The sequence below is a fragment of the Streptomyces sp. NPDC005262 genome (genome assembly GCF_042872425.1).
In the GTDB taxonomy this organism is placed as follows: domain Bacteria; phylum Actinomycetota; class Actinomycetes; order Streptomycetales; family Streptomycetaceae; genus Streptomyces.
Genome location: NZ_JBIAKK010000005.1, coordinates 141,323 through 157,549, shown reverse-complemented (window position 1 = coordinate 157,549; position 16,227 = coordinate 141,323). Strand labels below are relative to the sequence as shown.

The following is a 16,227-nucleotide window of genomic DNA, read 5'->3' as shown; positions in this document are numbered from 1 at the left end:
GTGACCGCGCAGGGAACTATGGCTGGCGCCGGGGCGCGAGGGGGAATGCTGCCTCCCCCGGGCGTCCGTTAGCGTAGTGCTTCCGTGGCGCCGAAGGAGATAAGGGTACGTTGAGCAATTCTGCCGACTCTCCCCAAGGGCCGGTCCGGCGCCCCTTCAGGCACCCGGTCCGGGTGCTCACCGCTGCCGTCTTCGCCCTCGCCGGACTGATCTTCGTCACCAGCGCCAACACGGCCAAGGGCACCAACATCCGCACCGACTCCTCGCTGCTGAAGCTCTCCGACCTGATCCAGCAGCGCAGCGGGAAGAACGCGGAGCTCGACGACTCCAACGCATCCCTGCGTGACGACATCGACTCCCTGGCCCAGCGCGACGACGGCAGCACGAAGGCGGAGGACGCCAGGCTCAAGGCGCTGGAGCGGGAGGCAGGCACCATCAAGCTCTCCGGCCGGGCGGTCGCCGTCACCCTCGACGACGCCCCGCCGGACGCCACCGCGAAGCCCGGCTACCCTGACCCGCAACCCAATGACCTGGTCATTCACCAGCAGGATCTGCAGGCGGTCGTCAACGCTCTCTGGCAGGGCGGCGCCCGCGGTATCCGGGTCATGGACCAGCGGCTGATCTCCACCAGTGCGGTGCGCTGCGTCGGCAACACCCTGATCCTGCAGGGCCGGGTCTACTCACCTCCGTACAAGATCACCGCGGTCGGCAACCCGGACACCCTCAAGAAGGCCCTCGACAACTCCCCGGCGATCCAGAACTACCTGCTGTACGTGAAGGCGTACGGGCTGGGCTGGAAAGTCGACGAGCGCGAGGCGGTGACTCTTCCCGGCTACTCGGGCACAGTGGATCTCCACTATGCGAAGCCGGTGAAGTAGCGAGCAGTTCCGGGGAGGCCGACCGGTGTCGGTGCGACTGATCGTCAGGACGTTCAGCGAACTGTGCATCACTGTTGGCGCCTTGATCGTGCTCTTTGTGGTCTACGTGCTGTTCTGGACCGGAGTGAAGGCCGCCGGCGCGACCGAGGGGCAGATCGACGGCCTTCAGGACCGGTGGGCCCGCGGGACCGTGTCCGCGCCCGCGCCCGCGCCGGCCTCGTCGACCACCGATGAGCCCGCCTCCACCGCGCCCGCGCCGCCCACGCCCGCCGCGTACCCGGACGGGAAGGCGTTCGCGATGCTGTACATCCCCCGCCTCGGCAAGGGCTGGGAGTGGCCCATCCTGGAGAACACCGAGGTCAGGACGTTGCAGAAGGGCCTCGGCCACTACCGGGGCACCGCCTCCCTCGGCGCGACGGGCAACTTTGCCGTGGCCGGACACCGACGCACGTACGGGGATCCCTTCAAGGATTTCCCGGAACTGCGCCCCGGCGACGCGGTGATCGTGACGGACGGGACGACTTGGTTCACGTACCGCATCGACGAGAAGCCCTACCGGACGGTGCCGAGCGACACGGGTGTGATCGATCCCGTTCCCCGCAAGTCCGGCTTCGACGGCCCCGGACGCTATCTGACGCTGACGACCTGCGACCCAGAATGGGGCAGCAGCCACCGGCTGATCGCCTGGGCGCATCTCGACGCGACCCAGCCTGTGGCCGACGGCAGACCCGCAGCTTTCCACAGCTGACCCACGCCCCGGCCCCGGCCCTTTAGTCTGGTCCCGTACCGAATGGAGGGGACAGCATGTACGGCTGGATCTGGAAGCATCTGCCGGGCAATGTGTGGGTGCGCGGGCTCATCTCGCTCGTCCTGGCGCTCGCCGTCGTCTATGTGCTTTTCCAGTACGTCTTCCCGTGGGCCGAGCCGCTGCTTCCGTTCGGGGACGTGACGGTCGACGGCACGAGCGGAACGGGGGCCGGCCAGTGAGCGCCCGCATCCTTGTCGTCGACAACTACGACAGTTTTGTCTTCAACCTCGTTCAGTACCTCTACCAGCTCGGCGCCCAGTGCGAAGTGCTGCGCAACGACGAGGTGACCACGGCCCATGCTCAGGACGGCTTCGACGGCGTCCTGCTCTCGCCCGGCCCCGGTACTCCGGAGCAGGCCGGCGTCTGCGTCGACATGGTGCGCCACTGTGCTGCGACCGGCGTTCCGGTCTTCGGTGTCTGCCTCGGCATGCAGTCGATGGCCGTGGCGTACGGCGGTGTGGTGGACCGGGCCCCGGAGCTGCTGCACGGCAAGACGTCACCGGTGACCCACGAGGGCAAGGGAGTCTTCGCCGGACTGCCGTCCCCGTTCACCGCGACCCGCTACCACTCGCTCGCCGCCGAACCGGACACGATCCCACAGGAGTTGGAGGTCACGGCGCGCACGGCCGACGGCATCATCATGGGTCTGCGCCACCGGAACCTGGCGGTGGAGGGCGTGCAGTTCCATCCCGAGTCGGTGCTGACGGAGTACGGCCATCTGATGCTGGCCAACTGGCTGACGCAGTGCGGTGATGCCGGCGCTGTCGCGAGGTCGGTGGGGCTCGCGCCGGTGGTGGGCAAGGCAGTCGCGTGACCGCACTCCGTCCCGAGCACGACCCCGGACAGGACGGCCCGTACGAGCAACGTGCGTACGAGGCCACGGGCGCGTTCGAGGCGGCAGTCGACCAGTTGGCGGATCCGCTGAACGATCCGCTGCCGGGACAGCACACCCCGCCGTGGTTCCCGGCGGAGAACCCTCCGGCGGAGGCGGCGGCCACAGGGGTGGCGCAGGGCGGACAGGCGCAGGCGTCACAAGGGGCTCAAGAGCCCCAGGGGGCGCCGCGCGAGTGGTACGACCCCGAGGGGTACGAACGGGACTGGTACGGGCAGCAGGAGCCCGTCACGGCGTCCTCGCCTCAGCCGCTCCCCCTCCACGACGAGACGGTCGGTCTGCGGACGGCGGACGCCAGGCGCATGGCCGATCGTGCGGTGACTCCACCCGCACCTTCGGTGCGACCGGAGGCGGAGCCGCAGTACGTGTCCGAGTACGCACCGGAGCCCGACGCGGACAGCACGTCGGCTGCCGACTCCCGCCCGGAGCCGGCCGAACCCGGACCGCGGGCGGACCCACCCGCCGGCGGCCGCGCCGAGCGTCGGCGCGCCGCCAAGGGGCGCGGCCGTCGACGCGCCGACCCGCAGCCGGAAGGCCGGCCGGAATCGACGGCGCCGGACGGGAGACCGCTGACGCGCGTCGAGGCGAGGCGCGCCGCCCGCGCGGCCAAGGACAGCCCCGCCGTCGTCGCCAGCCGAGTCGTGGGCGAGCTGTTCATCTCGCTCGGTGTGCTGATGCTGCTGTTCGTCACGTACCAGCTGTGGTGGACGAATGTGCGCGCGGACCAGATCGCCGGCAACGAGACGCACAAGATCCAGGACGACTGGGCAAAGGGCGACCGCAAGCCCGGAGCGTTCGAGCCGGGGCAGGGCTTCGCCATCATCCACATCCCGAAACTCGATGTGGTCGCGCCGATCGCCGAGGGCACCAGCAAGGAGAAGGTCCTCGACCGCGGAATGGTCGGTCACTACGGGGACGGCGCGCTCCGTACGGCGATGCCGTCGGCCGCGCAGGGCAACTTCGCGCTGGCCGGTCATCGCAACACGCATGGCGAACCGTTCCGCTACATCAACAGGCTGCGCAAGGGTGACCCGATCGTGGTCGAGACGCAGGACGCGTACTACACGTACGAGATGACCAGCGTCCTTCCGCAGACGTCGCCGTCCAACGTCTCGGTGATCGGGCCGGTGCCACCCGGATCGGGGTTCACGAAGCCCGGCCGGTACATCACTCTGACGACCTGTACGCCCGAATTCACAAGTACGTACCGGTTGATCGTGTGGGGCAAGATGGTCGACGAACGGCCGCGCAGCAAGGGCAAGCCCGACGCGCTCGTCGGCTGAACATCATCACAACAGGGACGGGTGCGGTGGCAGCGAGGACCCAGCAGCAGGAAGAGCACACCGACGCGTCCGCGCCCCCGGTGCGGAGCAGGGACCGCCACCCCGTGGCGACCGCGGTCAGTGTGTTCGGTGAGCTGTTGATCACTGCGGGCCTGGTGCTGGGCCTGTTCGTCGTCTACTCCCTGTGGTGGACCAATGTGCTCGCCGACCGGGAGGCCGAGAAGCAGGGCCACACCGTCCGCAACCACTGGGCCGACGGCCCCGGCGCCCTCGACACCAAGGACGGCATCGGCTTCCTCCACGTACCCGCGATGAAGAACGGCGAGGTGCTGGTCAAGAAGGGCACCGACACCAAGAACCTCAACGACGGCATCGCCGGCTATTACACGGACCCGGTGAAATCGGCTCTCCCCTGGGACAAGCGGGGCAACTTCACACTGGCGGCGCACCGTGACGGGCACGGGGCGAAGTTCCACAACATCGACAAGGTGAAGACGGGCGACGCGGTCGTCTTCGAGACCAAGGACACCTGGTACGTCTACAAGGTCTTCAAGGAGCTTCCCGAGACCTCGAAGTACAACGTCAAGGTGCTCCAGCCGGTCCCGAAGGAAGCGGGCGTGAAGAAGCCCGGCCGCTACATCACGCTGACGACGTGCACACCGGTCTACACGTCGAGGTACCGGTACATCGTGTGGGGCGAGCTGGTGCGCACGGAGAAGGTCGACAAGGACCGTACGAAACCGGCGGAGCTGCGTTAGCCGTTACGATAAATCGGGCCCGAAGTCGCAACTATCCTTTGCGACTTCGGGCCTTCTGCGGTGTGGGCTACTACCTGAGAACCTGAAGTGTCGCGCCCGCGCTCCAGGCCTCCAGCAGGCCGCGAGGCACGGCGGTGACGCCGACCTGCAGCGCGATGTCGAGCGCCTCGCGAGAGAACGGACAGGTCGCCACGTACACGGCCACGTCTGCCTGGTGCAGCGTCTTGGTACCGACGAACTTCTGCATCTCGCCGCTCCACACCGAGCGATAGGGCGCGAAGTTCTTGCACTGGACGACGAGACGCCGCCCGTGTACGCCGTGATGTCGGCACCGCGGTCGCCGCTGCCGCCGTGGATCTCGACACCGGTGCAGCCGTCCCGACGCAGCAGGCTTGCGATGTGCTGCTCGAACTCCCGCCAGTTCATGGCGTCGATGGAGGCCATGACTCCGGCAAGGGGGCGTTGCTCCCGGGTGCGCTCCAGTCGGTGCGGCCACTGTTCGTGCTGGGCCAGCTTGCGCTGTACACGGTGGATGTCCGCGCGCGCCGAGATGAGATCCCGACGCTGCTCGCCCGAAGCCTCGATGAGGGCGTTGAGCATGGGGACGACGGTCTTGCCGAGGATGTGGGTGATGCGGTTGTCGATGCGGTCGTCGAGGTCGGCGGAGGAGCTGTGCACAGAGTTGTCCACAGGTTGAGTCCGTGCGGCGTACTCCGTGTCGAGGAGGTACGTACGCACCTGACGTGCGACTTCGCTGTCCCGGAGAAGCATGGCGACGTTGAGGACGGCTCGCCGAGGGAAGAGAGCAAGCGACGCCGTGCGTGACTGGATGCCACTGAGTTGCTTGAAGTAACTCAGTTCCGATCCAGTGAGGACGCGATAGCCGTTGCTTTCGAGCTCTTCACGATGGTCGAACACCATGGCCCGAATGACGGTTTCGGTCACTTCGAAGTACGTGGCGACCATCGCCGTCGTCACGTGCATGCCGTCCGGAAGAAGAGACAAGGTCTTGACCTTGTCGATGGCATGAGTCCGGCCCACCACGCCATCACGCAGTGACCTCGACTCCAGCAGAGCCGCTTCGTTGATCATGCTCCTGACCTCCTATGTGTGCAGAAGTGAGGCAAGAGCTCGATACCCCGCCCCATCGATTCAACGAATCAGCACATATGAAGACACAATCGGTTTGCGACTGCATGTGCGGTATGCCGGTCAGGAGGCGTCGTGGCAGGCACAGCAAAGGGCCCCGGTCACCGTTGAGGTGCCGGGGCCCGATGAGTGGTGCGGTTCGGGGTCAGGCCTGTGAGCCGGAAGGGCCGCCGAAGATATTGCCGTTCCCGTTTCCGTTGCCGCCCCCAGTGGTGAGGGTGACGACGGTGGTTGCAGGGTCTGCCTGGGTGCCAGGTGCCGGATCGGTGCTGATGACCCGAGCGTTGTCGTCCGTAGCGCTGCCGGGCGCGAACTGGATCTGGGTGAAGCCCTGTGCGGCCAGGAGCTGCTTGGCTTCGCCCACCGTCTTGAACCTGACTTCGGGCACCGGGACCGTTGCTGGCTGCGTCGGGCCCTTGGAGACCTTCAGGACGATCTGGGTGTCCAGCGGCTTCTTGCCGTCCGGCGCCGGGGTCATGTCGATGACCTCACCCGCGGGCTTGTCCGAATCGACATCGCTTCGCGAGACATTCTTGAAGCCGACACCGTTGAGCTGGGCCACCGCGGCGTCGTACTGCTGGCCGGTGACATCGGGGACGTTCTGGGTGGCCTGCCTGGCGACTGTGATCTTGACTTCGGACTCCGGCTCGGCCTTCGTGCCGCCCTTGGGGTCCTGGTCGAGTACGGTGCCGGGCTGCGCGTCGGAGGACTCGGACGCGACGACCGTCACCGTGAAGCCCTTCTCCTCCAGGTACTTGCGGGCGTTCTCCTCGGACTTCTCCGTGACGTCCGGAACCTCGACCTTCGGTGCACCGGTGGAGACGACGACCGTGACGGTCTCGTTCTCCTGCATCTGGCCGTCCTTGGGGTTCTGGCTGCAGATCTTCCCCTTGGCCTGGTCCTCGCAGGGTTCCTTCGAGCCGACCTTGAGGAGGACACCCGCGTTCTTCGCGAGATCCTTCGCCTCGGGCACGGTCGACCCGACCATGTTCGGCACGTCGACCTTGCCGCTGTCGCTGTTGTCGCCGCCGAAGACTGATCTGCCGATCAGGATCGCGCCGATCAGCACCAGGATGCCTGCGGCGATCAGCAGGATCGTCGAGGTGTTGCTCTTCTTCTGGCGCCGGCGGTCCGGGCGGTCGTCGTATCCGTAGCCGCCGTCGTCCGGGTTGACCGGGGGCAGCATGGAGGTCTGGGCGCCGTGCTGGTCGGCGGCGCGCAGTGCCGTGGTCGGCTGGTCCTGCCCGTACCCGTCGTAAGCGCCGTAGCCGGCCGCGCCCATCGCCGCAGTGGCGGCGACCGGGCGGCCGTCGAGGCAGGCCTCGATGTCGGCGCGCATCTCATCGGCCGACTGATAGCGGTAGTCCGGGTCCTTGACCAGGGCCTTCAACACGATCGCGTCCATTTCGGGCGTGATCTCGGGGTCGAAGTTGCTGGGGGCCTGCGGCTCTTCCCGTACGTGCTGGTAGGCGACCGCGACGGGCGAGTCACCGATGAACGGCGGCCGGACCGTCAGCAGCTCGTAGAGCAGGCAGCCCGTCGAGTACAGGTCGGAACGCGCGTCGACCTGCTCACCCTTGGCCTGCTCCGGGGAGAGGTACTGGGCGGTGCCGATGACGGCCGACGTCTGGGTCATCGTCATGCCGGAGTCACCCATGGCACGGGCGATGCCGAAGTCCATGACCTTGACCTGGCCGGTGCGCGTCAGCATGACGTTCGCCGGTTTGATGTCGCGGTGGACGATGCCTGCCCGGTGCGAGTACTCCAGTGCCTGGAGGATCCCGACCGTCATTTCGAGGGTGCGCTCGGGCAGCAGTTTGCGGCCGGAGTGCAGAAGTTCCCTGAGTGTCGACCCGTCGACGTACTCCATCACGATGTACGGGATGGAGACGCCGTCGACGTAGTCCTCGCCGGTGTCGTAGACGGCAACGATCGCCGGGTGGTTGAGCGAGGCGGCGGACTGGGCCTCACGGCGGAACCGGGCCTGGAAGGACGGGTCGCGGGCGAGATCGGTCCGCAGCGTCTTCACAGCGACGGTGCGGCCGAGCCGGGTGTCGTGAGCGAGGTAGACCTCGGCCATGCCACCACGGCCGAGCACCGAGCCCAGCTCGTACCGGCCGCCGAGGCGACGCGGCTCTTCCATAACTGTTCCAGCCCTCTCCGTCAGTCCCGACCACACCGGTGTGTAGTCCGGCGGTGTGCTGCTCGCGCATACGCTACCGGCCACGCACTACCTGATCGGCCCAGAGCCGTCACCTGATATCTGACCGGTATCCCAATGTGCAGATATGGCGCCCCATGTGATGGGCGTCACTACTTGTTGTCGAGGACCGCCTTCATCACATCCCGGGCGATCGGAGCTGCGAGGCCGCCACCGGAGACGTCGTCCCTGTTGGCCTGGCTGTCCTCGACCACTACGGCCACTGCGACCGGGGAGCCATTGGCGGTCTTCGCGTACGAGATGAACCAGGCGTACGGCTTCTCGCTGTTGTTCAGACCGTGCTGGGCGGTACCGGTCTTGCCGCCGACAGTGACGCCGTCGATGAGGGCGTTCTTTCCCGTGCCGCTCTTGACGACGGTCTCCATCATCTGCTGGAGCTTCTGCGCGTTCTCACCCGAGAGGGGCTGGCTGAGCTGCTCCTTCTCGTGGGTGTAGATGACGTCGAGGTTGGGAGCCTGCCGCTCGGCGACCATGTAAGGCTGCATGAGCTTGCCGTCGTTGGCGACCGCGGCGGCGACCATGGCCATCTGCAGCGGAGTGGCGCGGTTGGACGCCTGGCCGATGCCTGCCATGGCGTTCTGCGGCCGGTTGTCCTTCGGGTAGATGCTCGCGTCGGCGCGGACCGGGGTGAAGATCTCCTTGTTGAAGCCGAACTTGCCGGCCTCGTCCATCATCTTCTGGTTGCCCAGGTCATCGCTGATCTTGCCGAAGACGGTGTTGCAGGACATTCGCAGCGCTTCCCGGAGCGAGGCGTTCTCGCACGGGATGTTGCCCTCGTTCTGCAGGACGGTGCTCACCTGCGGGAGCCGGTAGGGCAGCGGGGAGTCCGTCTTGCCGTCTATGTCGGTGTAGAGGCCGTTCTCCAGGGCCGCGGCGGCGGTGACGACCTTGAAGGTGGAGCCGGGCGGGTAGGTCTCGCGCAATGCCCGGTTGAGCATCGGCTTGTCCTTGTCCTTCAGGAGCGTCTGCCAGGCCTTGGTGTCCTTGTCGGAGTTGCCCGCGAAGGTCGAGGGGTCGTACGAGGGGGTGCTGGCGAGGGCCAGGATGGCGCCGGTCTGCGGGTCGAGCGCGGCGACGGCACCCTTCTTGTCGCCCAGCCCCTGGAAGGCGGCCTTCTGGGCGGCTGCGTTGAGGGTGGTGACGACGTTGCCGCCCTGCTTCTTCTCGCCCGTGAACATCGACAGGGTGCGGTCGAAGAAGAGCTGGTCGTCGTTGCCGGTGAGGATGCCGTCCTCGATGCTTTCGAGCTGCGAGGCGTCGAAGGCCTGCGAGGAGTACCCGGTGACGGGTGCCCACATGGGGCCGTTCTTCCAGGCCCGCTTGTACTTGAAGTCGCTGCCCTTGGTCTCGACCGAGCCGGTCACGGGGTTGCCGTCGACGATGATGTTGCCGCGTTCATGGGCGTACCGCTCGATGCGGACGCGGCGGTTCTCGTCGCGGGTGTTCAACTCGTCGGCGCGGACGTACTGCAGGTAGTTGGTCCGCACGAGCAGGGCGAGGATGAGGACGCCGCAGAAGATCGCGATCCGGCGCAGGGGCTTGTTCACGGTCGGACCACCTGGGTCATCTCGGCGTCGGAGGAGGGAGCGGGGGCCGGTGCGGGGCGGCGTGCGGTGTCGCTGATCCGGATCAGGATGCCGATCAGAGCCCAGTTGGCGATCACGGAAGAACCACCGGCGGCGAGGAACGGCATCGTCATACCGGTCAGCGGGATGAGACCCATGACACCGCCGGCGACGACGAAGACCTGGATCGCGAAGGCGCCGGAGAGGCCGATCGCGAGGAGCTTGCCGAACGGGTCGCGGGCGGCGAGCGCGGTGCGCACACCGCGCTCGACGATCAGACCGTAGATCAGCAGGACGGCCATCATCCCGGCGAGGCCGAGCTCTTCGCCGACGGTGGAGAGGACGAAGTCGGCGTTGGCCGCGAAGCCGATCAGGTCGGAGTTGCCCTGGCCCCAGCCGGTGCCGAGGGTGCCGCCGGAACCGAAGGACATTATGGCGTTGGCGATTTGCTCGCAGGCGCCGCTCGTGTCGGTCGTGTAGCACGCGAACGGGTCCATCCAGGCGTTCACACGGGACTGGACGTGCGGCTCGAAGGTGGCAACGCCGACCGCGCCGGCTGCGGACATCAGCAGGCCGAAAACGATCCAGCTGGTCCGTTCCGTGGCGACGTACAGCATGATCACGAACAGGCCGAAGAAGAGCAGAGACGTGCCGAGGTCGGTCTCGAAGACCAGGATCAGGATCGACAGGCCCCAGATCACGAGGATCGGTCCGAGGTCGCGGCCGCGGGGCAGGTACATGCCCATGAAGCGTCGGCTGGCGAGGGCCAGGGCGTCGCGCTTCACCATCAGATAGCCGGAGAAGAACACCGCGATGATGATCTTGGCGAACTCGCCGGGCTGGATGGAGAACGGGCCGAGGCTGATCCAGATCTTCGCGCCGTTCACCGCCGGGAAGAACATCGGCAGGATCAGCAGTACCAGTGCCACGGCCATGGAGATGTACGTGTAGCGCTGCAGGATGCGGTGATCCTTGAGCACCATCAGTACGGCGACGAACAGGGCGACGCCGATCGCGGAGTACATCAGCTGCTTGGGCGCGTCCGGGCTGAAGGCGCCGAACAGCGTCTTGGCCCGCTGGATCAGGCGAGGCGACTGGTCCAGTCGCCAGATCAGCACCAGCCCCAGCCCGTTGAGCAGGGTCGCCAGTGGCAGCAGCAGCGGATCCGCGTACGGAGCGAACTTGCGCACCACGAGGTGGGCGACGCCGCCGAGCAGGATCAGTCCGAGCCCGTATCCGAGCATGCCCGAGGGCAGCTCGCCGTCGATGGCAAGGCCCACATTGGCGTACGCGAACACCGAGATGCCGATGGCGAAAGCCATCAGGCCCAGCTCGGTGTTGCGACGGCTCGGCGCGTCGATCGCGCCGATCGTGGTCGTGTTGGTGACAACGCTCATGGTGCTGAAGGCTCCCCTACGGCTTACTGCTTACCGCACTGCGGAACCAGCCTCTGCTCTTCCTCCGAGAGGCTGGGGCCGGGAGTGGGAGTCGCTGTGGTCGGCTTGGTCTTGGTGGCGTCGGACCGGGCGGACGTCTTGGTGACCTCCGAGCCCGTGCCGCCGGCTTCGCCTTCGCCGGTGCGGGCGCTGCTCTCCGCCTCGGCCGCGCGGCGCTGCGCGTCCTTCTTGCAGGCGGATGCCTGGGTCGAGAGCTCGCTGATCTTCTCCCGGGCGTCCGCCAGGTTGCCCTCGGCGATGGTCGCCTCGACCTGCTTGCGCTGGTAGGGCGGGAGGTACTTGAGTTCGATCTCGGGGTGGTCCTTCTCGACCTTCGAGAGCGAGACCCACGCGAGGTCCTGGCTGATGCCGCGGAACAGCGCGACGTGTTCGTTCTTGGCGCCCACGTAGAACTGGTTCTGGGTCCAGCGGTAACCGCCGTACACACCGCCGCCGATGACGGCCAGCGCGAGCACGATGTACAGGGACCTCTTCAGCCACTTGCGGCCGCCGCCGGGCTTGATGAAGTCGTCGTCGGTGTACGCGTCGAAGGAGCCGTTCGGCATTCCGCCGTAGCCCAGGCCGTCACCGCTTCCGGGTGGGCCGAAGCCGCCTGCGGGCGGTGGGACGGGACGGCCGAGGCCGGCCGCGCGTCCGGCGGGGGTCTCCATCGCGCCGCCGTCGTTGAGCTGGGCGGCCTGGTTCTCGGCGACCGCGCCGACGATGACCGGGGTGTCGTTGAGCCGCCCGGCCAGGGTGTCGTTGCTGTCGACGTCGAGGACGTCGGCGACGATGCAGGTGATGTTGTCCGGGCCACCGCCGCGCAGGGCGAGCTGGATGAGTTCCTGGATCGTCTCCTGCGGGCCCTGGTAGCTGGCGAGGGTCTCTTCCATCGTCTGGTGCGAGACGACGCCGGAGAGCCCGTCGGAGCAGATCAAATAGCGGTCGCCGGCCCGGACTTCACGGATGGAGAGGTCGGGTTCGACGTGGTCGCCGCTGCCCAGCGCGCGCATCAGCAGGGAGCGCTGCGGGTGGGTGGTGGCCTCTTCCTCGGTGATCCGGCCCTCGTCGACCAGCCGCTGCACCCAGGTGTGGTCCTGGGTGATCTGGGTGAGTACGCCGTCGCGCAGCAGGTACGCGCGGGAGTCGCCGACGTGGACCAGGCCCAGGCGCTGACCGGTCCAGAGCAGGGCGGTGAGCGTGGTGCCCATGCCCTCCAGCTGGGGGTCCTCCTCGACCATCATGCGCAGTTGGTCGTTGGCCCGCTGGACCGCCGTACCGAGCGAGGTGAGGATGTCCGAACCGGGCACGTCGTCGTCGAGCTGGACGAGCGTGGAGATCACCTCGGAGCTGGCGACCTCACCGGCCGCCTGACCGCCCATGCCGTCGGCGATGGCGAGAAGGCGTGGACCGGCATAGCCGGAGTCCTCGTTGCCCTCCCGGATCATGCCCTTGTGCGATCCGGCGGCGAAGCGCAGGGACAGACTCATGCGCACCTCGCCCGTCGGCTCGGGGTACAGCCGGTCTCGAGCCACACTGCCCACCCTCCGGTCGGGAGCCGGGCCGGGTCCGTTGCCCGGACGGCCGCGGCTCGCTCGCTCCGCTCGCTCATTGTCGTACTACTTCCGCAGCTCGATGACGGTCTTGCCGATCCGGATCGGCGCGCCCAGCGGAACAGGTGTCGGGGTGGTGAGACGGGTCCGGTCGAGATACGTGCCGTTGGTGGACCCGAGATCCTCGACGATCCACTGGCCGTCACGGTCGGGGTAGATCCTGGCATGCCTGCTGGACGCGTAGTCGTCGTCCAGCACGATCGTTGAATCGTGGGCCCGTCCCAGGGTGATGGTCTGCCCTTGGAGCGCCACCGTGGTGCCGGTGAGGGTGCCCTCGGAGACGACCAGCTTTGTCGGTGCCCCCCGGCGCTGGCGGCCGGGTTGCTGGCGTTGCTGCGGCGGTGCCGCGGCAGATTGGCGTGCCTGTTGCGGACGTGAGTCGCTCGCACTGCGGCGTGAGCCGCGTTGCGTGACGCGCGTTCCGAACAGGTCGCTGCGGATGACCTGCACGGCCACGATCACGAACAGCCACAGAACGGCTAGGAAACCTAGCCGCATGACCGTCAGGGTCAGCTCTGACATTGCCCCCGCTTCACCCTTCGGCTTGCCGGTAAACGATGGTGGTGCTGCCCACGACGATCCGCGAGCCGTCGCGGAGCGTAGCGCGGGTTGTGTGCTGCCCGTCTACCACGATGCCGTTGGTAGACCCGAGATCCTGGATCGTCGAGGGCGTTCCGGTCCGGATCTCACAGTGCCGGCGGGATACGCCGGGGTCGTCGATCCGCACGTCGGCGTCGGTGCTGCGTCCCAGCACCAGCGTCGGGCGGGAGATCTGATGGCGGGTGCCGTTGATCTCGATCCAGCGTCGCACCTGCGCGCTCGGCATGGCGCCGGGCGCGGCCGGCGGTCGCCGGTCGGTGCTGGGTGCTCCGGGACGGCCGCCGCCCGGCGGCGGGGCCGCGGGCATGGGTGGGACGGAGCTGGGCGGGTAGCCGTAGCCGCCGCCGGGCTGGGCGGCGGCTTGCCGCCCCTGGCCCGGGTGGCCGGACTGTCCCAGGTGGCCCTGCGGGGCTTGCTGGCCCTGCTGTGACGAACTTGACGCCAGGGTGCGGCTCCGCACGCGGTAGAGCCCGGTGTCGAGGTCGTCGGCCTTCTCCAGGTGGACCTTGATGGATCCCATGAAGGTGTAGCGCTGCTGCTTGGCGTAGTCCCGGACCAGACCGGAGAGCTCGTCGCCGAGTTGGCCGGAGTACGGACTGAGGCGCTCGTAGTCCGGGGCGCTGAGCTCGACGATGAAGTCATTGGGGACGACGGTTCGTTCGCGGTTCCAGATCGTTGCGTTGTTGTCGCACTCGCGCTGGAGGGCGCCCGCGATCTCGACCGGCTGGACCTCGGACTTGAACACCTTGGCGAAGGTGCCGTTGACCAGACCTTCGAGACGCTGCTCGAAACGCTTCATGACTCCCATGGGGCACCTCCTCCGGTGTTCTCGTCCCTGTACTGCTTACTGATCGTATCCACGCGTCGGGAAATCGGCTGGTTCCCCTTGTCTGCCCTGTGGATGAGTGTCACCTCTCACATGGATCGTAGAGGCGGTGTCCTGACAGTGTCCCGCACCCGGGGTGCACTGAGGAGGAGTGGGGGCGGTCGTCGCGCGTTCCCGCTGTCCTCATTCGTTCTGCATCCGGCTGCGAAACAACGGATGTGAATCCACCCTGTCCAGCGTGCTAATCTTCCGGATGTCGCCAGGCGCTCGCACCAACAGGTGAGAGAGTCTGAAAACACCACTCATGCGCGAGTGGCGGAACGGCAGACGCGCTGGCTTCAGGTGCCAGTGTCCTTAGGGACGTGGGGGTTCAAATCCCCCCTCGCGCACAAGAGAGAAGCCCCACAGGCCAACGGTCTGTGGGGCTTCTTCGTTCCTCGGTGGATTCGGTGCGTTGTTTCACGTGAAACGCCCGATTCGGGGTGGTCCGGGTGTGTGTTCCGATGGGTGCGGGTGTGACGAAGGGCCGGGGCCCGCGGAGGTCGACCACTCCGCGGGCCCCGGCCCTTCGTCATTGCACGGCTCAGGCCGCGAGGCGGGCGGCGAGGGCCTTGGCCTTCTCCGCGGCATCGGTGAACGCCTTGGCGCGGGAGGCCTCGGCGAGGGGGATGAGCTCGGCCATCGCCGGCTGGGAGTGGGCCAGCGTCAGCTCCGGAACGATGAAGTCGACCTCGGCGCCGAACATGCTCGTCAGCAGCTTCTCCAGGTAGTTCTGGACGAACTCGGAGTCAGCGCGCGGCGTGCCGGGGGCGTACGAGCCGCCGCGGCTGGCGACGACGGTGACCGGGGTGCCGGCCACCGGGCTTTCGGGGCCCGCGTTGTGGCCGACGATGATCACCTGGTCGAGCCAGGCCTTCAAGGTCGACGGAATGCTGAAGTTGTACATCGGCGCACCGATCAGGACGGCGTCCGCCGCTGCCAGTTCGGCGGCGAGCTCGCTGCGCAGCGGGTCTCCGGCGCCGGCGGCGGCCGCGGCGGCGTCCAGGTGAGGCAACGGGTTCGCGGCGAGGTCGCGGTAGACGACCTGACCGTCGGGGTGCTGCTCGAGCCACGTCTGGACGAAGGTGGCGGTGACCTCGCGCGACGCGGATCCCTGGGGGAAGACGGCGGAGTCGAGGTGCAGAAGCGTGGCCATGGGGGTCTCCACGGATATCTAGGGATGGTGCCCGGCCTGACGGGAGGGCGTCTTTTTCGTACGTACCTAGTAATAGCATAGGCCCTTACTATTCGTAAGTCCCGCACGGCGACGCAGTACTCTTGGTGTATGGCGGAGCACAGCGAACAGGCGTGTCGGCGGGTCGACGTGGGCATCACGCGCGTTTTCGAGCTGTTCGGGAAGCGCTGGACAGGCCCGATCGTCTCCGTACTCATGCAGCATCCGGTGCACTTCGCCGATCTGCGGCGGGCGATTCCGGGCATCAGTGAGCGCATGCTCTCGGACCGGCTGTCCGAGCTCGGCGCTGCCGGGCTGGTGGTCCGCGAGGTCGACGAGGGGCCGCCGCTGCGGGTCTCGTACCGCCTGACGCAGGCGGGCGCCGCGATGGAGCCCGCGCTCAAGGAGCTGGCGCTCTGGTCGAAGACGTACCTCGCGGATGACGGTGGCTGCTAGCGGCTCAGGCTCCTGCGGCTGCGGCTTCTGTGGCCAGGGCTGGGGCTATGGCTGCTGGGGTGTCTCCTGGGCGGTCGTCCCGCCCGACGAGTTGTAGCGCAGCAGGTACTCGGCGAACCGGGCCAGGTCGTCCGCCGTCCACTCCGCGAGGCGCTCCTGATAGGCCGTGCGGCGGCTGGCCTGCGTGGAGGCGAGTGCCCGGGTCCCGGCCTCGGTGGGATGCAGCACCTGGATGCGATGGTCCACGGGGTCCGGGTGGCGCTCGACCAGGCCGAGCTTCTCCAGGGTGCCGATCTGCCGGCTGACCGTCGACTTGTCCAGCATGTAGTGCGCCGCCAGGTCTGTGGCGCGGCAGCCGTGCTGGTCGTCGATGTGTGCCAGCAGCGTGTACGAGACCAGGGGCAGCTCGGGATGGAGCCGGGCTGCGGCGGCGCGCGCTCGGCGTGCGAACGCGGTCAGTTCCCGCTGAATGACATCCAGTGACTCGTCGCGTTCCCGGGGGGTGCCTGTCACGGAGTTCACCTTTCTA

16 protein-coding genes, 1 tRNA gene and 1 pseudogene are annotated in these 16,227 nt (G+C 67.5%); 9 read left to right on the top strand and 9 right to left on the bottom strand.

Going from position 1 to position 16,227, the window contains the following annotated elements; all coding sequences use genetic code 11:
* Positions 1 to 110: 110 nt before the first annotated feature.
* Genes ACFYP5_RS15925 through ACFYP5_RS15900 form a run of 6 tightly spaced genes read left to right on the top strand, consistent with a single transcriptional unit; the run spans position 111 to position 4,619 of the window.
* Positions 111 to 878, top strand: a complete 768-nt coding sequence (locus ACFYP5_RS15925; protein ID WP_389035657.1) for a DUF881 domain-containing protein — start codon at positions 111 to 113, stop codon at positions 876 to 878.
* 25 nt (positions 879 to 903) lie between these two features.
* Entirely contained in the window at positions 904 to 1,626 is a 723-nt protein-coding gene (locus ACFYP5_RS15920; RefSeq protein WP_389035654.1) for a class E sortase, read from the top strand.
* A 56-nt stretch (positions 1,627 to 1,682) separates the two neighbouring features.
* Positions 1,683 to 1,865 carry a hypothetical protein gene (locus ACFYP5_RS15915; protein WP_030930420.1) on the top strand — a complete coding sequence of 61 codons (183 nt, stop codon included), beginning with the start codon at positions 1,683 to 1,685 and terminating at the stop codon, positions 1,863 to 1,865.
* Positions 1,862 to 2,500, top strand: coding sequence for an aminodeoxychorismate/anthranilate synthase component II (locus ACFYP5_RS15910; protein ID WP_389035651.1), 639 nt, complete (start codon positions 1,862 to 1,864; stop codon positions 2,498 to 2,500). The genes ACFYP5_RS15915 and ACFYP5_RS15910 overlap by 4 nt, the downstream gene beginning before the upstream one ends.
* Complete coding sequence (locus ACFYP5_RS15905; protein WP_389035649.1) at positions 2,497 to 3,861, top strand: class E sortase; 1,365 nt, start codon at positions 2,497 to 2,499, stop codon at positions 3,859 to 3,861. Before ACFYP5_RS15910 ends, ACFYP5_RS15905 begins: the two co-directional genes overlap by 4 nt.
* A 26-nt stretch (positions 3,862 to 3,887) precedes the next feature.
* Positions 3,888 to 4,619, top strand: a complete 732-nt coding sequence (locus ACFYP5_RS15900; protein WP_389035647.1) for a class E sortase — start codon at positions 3,888 to 3,890, stop codon at positions 4,617 to 4,619.
* Positions 4,620 to 4,689: 70 nt separating this feature from the next.
* Here ACFYP5_RS15900 and ACFYP5_RS15895 read toward each other — a convergent pair.
* Positions 4,690 to 5,045: pseudogene (locus ACFYP5_RS15895) on the bottom strand (restriction endonuclease).
* On the opposite strand from ACFYP5_RS15895, the gene ACFYP5_RS15890 reads away from it, so the two are divergent.
* Complete coding sequence (locus tag ACFYP5_RS15890; RefSeq protein WP_389036210.1) at positions 4,971 to 5,444, top strand: hypothetical protein; 474 nt, start codon at positions 4,971 to 4,973, stop codon at positions 5,442 to 5,444. The pseudogene ACFYP5_RS15895 and the gene ACFYP5_RS15890 overlap by 75 nt on opposite strands.
* A gap of 469 nt (positions 5,445 to 5,913) precedes the next feature.
* Here the strand turns inward: ACFYP5_RS15890 and pknB are convergent, their stop codons facing one another.
* The 6 genes from pknB to ACFYP5_RS15860 all read right to left on the bottom strand — a co-directional run bounded on the left by pknB (position 5,914) and on the right by ACFYP5_RS15860 (position 14,011).
* Entirely contained in the window at positions 5,914 to 7,911 is a 1,998-nt protein-coding gene (gene pknB, locus ACFYP5_RS15885) for a Stk1 family PASTA domain-containing Ser/Thr kinase (RefSeq protein ID WP_389035645.1), read from the bottom strand.
* A gap of 170 nt (positions 7,912 to 8,081) precedes the next feature.
* Positions 8,082 to 9,536 (bottom strand): penicillin-binding transpeptidase domain-containing protein, encoded by a 1,455-nt coding sequence (locus ACFYP5_RS15880; RefSeq protein ID WP_389035643.1) that lies wholly within the window; start codon positions 9,534 to 9,536, stop codon positions 8,082 to 8,084.
* On the bottom strand, positions 9,533 to 10,951 hold the full coding sequence (locus ACFYP5_RS15875) for an FtsW/RodA/SpoVE family cell cycle protein (protein ID WP_389035640.1): 1,419 nt from the start codon (positions 10,949 to 10,951) through the stop codon (positions 9,533 to 9,535). The genes ACFYP5_RS15880 and ACFYP5_RS15875 overlap by 4 nt, the downstream gene beginning before the upstream one ends.
* A 23-nt stretch (positions 10,952 to 10,974) precedes the next feature.
* A complete protein-coding gene (locus ACFYP5_RS15870) occupies positions 10,975 to 12,480 on the bottom strand; it encodes a Stp1/IreP family PP2C-type Ser/Thr phosphatase (protein WP_389035638.1) in 1,506 nt (501 codons plus the stop codon).
* Positions 12,481 to 12,609: 129 nt separating this feature from the next.
* Entirely contained in the window at positions 12,610 to 13,125 is a 516-nt protein-coding gene (locus ACFYP5_RS15865) for an FHA domain-containing protein (RefSeq protein ID WP_389035635.1), read from the bottom strand.
* Between the two features lie 10 nt (positions 13,126 to 13,135).
* Complete coding sequence (locus ACFYP5_RS15860) at positions 13,136 to 14,011, bottom strand: FhaA domain-containing protein (RefSeq protein ID WP_389035632.1); 876 nt, start codon at positions 14,009 to 14,011, stop codon at positions 13,136 to 13,138.
* Positions 14,012 to 14,335: 324 nt separating this feature from the next.
* Here ACFYP5_RS15860 and ACFYP5_RS15855 point away from each other — a divergent pair.
* Positions 14,336 to 14,418 (top strand) — tRNA-Leu (locus tag ACFYP5_RS15855).
* A gap of 194 nt (positions 14,419 to 14,612) precedes the next feature.
* Here the strand turns inward: ACFYP5_RS15855 and ACFYP5_RS15850 are convergent.
* Positions 14,613 to 15,224: an FMN-dependent NADH-azoreductase gene (locus tag ACFYP5_RS15850; protein WP_389035630.1), complete on the bottom strand. Its 612-nt coding sequence runs from the start codon at positions 15,222 to 15,224 to the stop codon at positions 14,613 to 14,615.
* Between the two features lie 129 nt (positions 15,225 to 15,353).
* On the opposite strand from ACFYP5_RS15850, the gene ACFYP5_RS15845 reads away from it, so the two are divergent.
* Complete coding sequence (locus ACFYP5_RS15845) at positions 15,354 to 15,698, top strand: helix-turn-helix domain-containing protein (protein ID WP_030972465.1); 345 nt, start codon at positions 15,354 to 15,356, stop codon at positions 15,696 to 15,698.
* Positions 15,699 to 15,743: 45 nt separating this feature from the next.
* Here the strand turns inward: ACFYP5_RS15845 and ACFYP5_RS15840 are convergent, their stop codons facing one another.
* On the bottom strand, positions 15,744 to 16,211 hold the full coding sequence (locus ACFYP5_RS15840; protein ID WP_389035628.1) for a MarR family winged helix-turn-helix transcriptional regulator: 468 nt from the start codon (positions 16,209 to 16,211) through the stop codon (positions 15,744 to 15,746).
* Positions 16,212 to 16,227: the final 16 nt, after the last annotated feature.

Bases quoted from the DNA above. Each gene is read 5' to 3' on its own strand.
- ACFYP5_RS15915 (WP_030930420.1), top strand. From the start codon at position 1,683: ATGTACGGCTGGATCTGGAAGCATCTGCCGGGCAATGTGTGGGTGCGC.
- pknB (WP_389035645.1), bottom strand. From the start codon at position 7,911: ATGGAAGAGCCGCGTCGCCTCGGCGGCCGGTACGAGCTGGGCTCGGTG.
- ACFYP5_RS15875 (WP_389035640.1), bottom strand. From the start codon at position 10,951: ATGAGCGTTGTCACCAACACGACCACGATCGGCGCGATCGACGCGCCG.
- ACFYP5_RS15870 (WP_389035638.1), bottom strand. From the start codon at position 12,480: ATGAGTCTGTCCCTGCGCTTCGCCGCCGGATCGCACAAGGGCATGATC.
- ACFYP5_RS15865 (WP_389035635.1), bottom strand. From the start codon at position 13,125: ATGTCAGAGCTGACCCTGACGGTCATGCGGCTAGGTTTCCTAGCCGTT.
- ACFYP5_RS15860 (WP_389035632.1), bottom strand. From the start codon at position 14,011: ATGGGAGTCATGAAGCGTTTCGAGCAGCGTCTCGAAGGTCTGGTCAAC.
- ACFYP5_RS15850 (WP_389035630.1), bottom strand. From the start codon at position 15,224: ATGGCCACGCTTCTGCACCTCGACTCCGCCGTCTTCCCCCAGGGATCC.
- ACFYP5_RS15845 (WP_030972465.1), top strand. From the start codon at position 15,354: ATGGCGGAGCACAGCGAACAGGCGTGTCGGCGGGTCGACGTGGGCATC.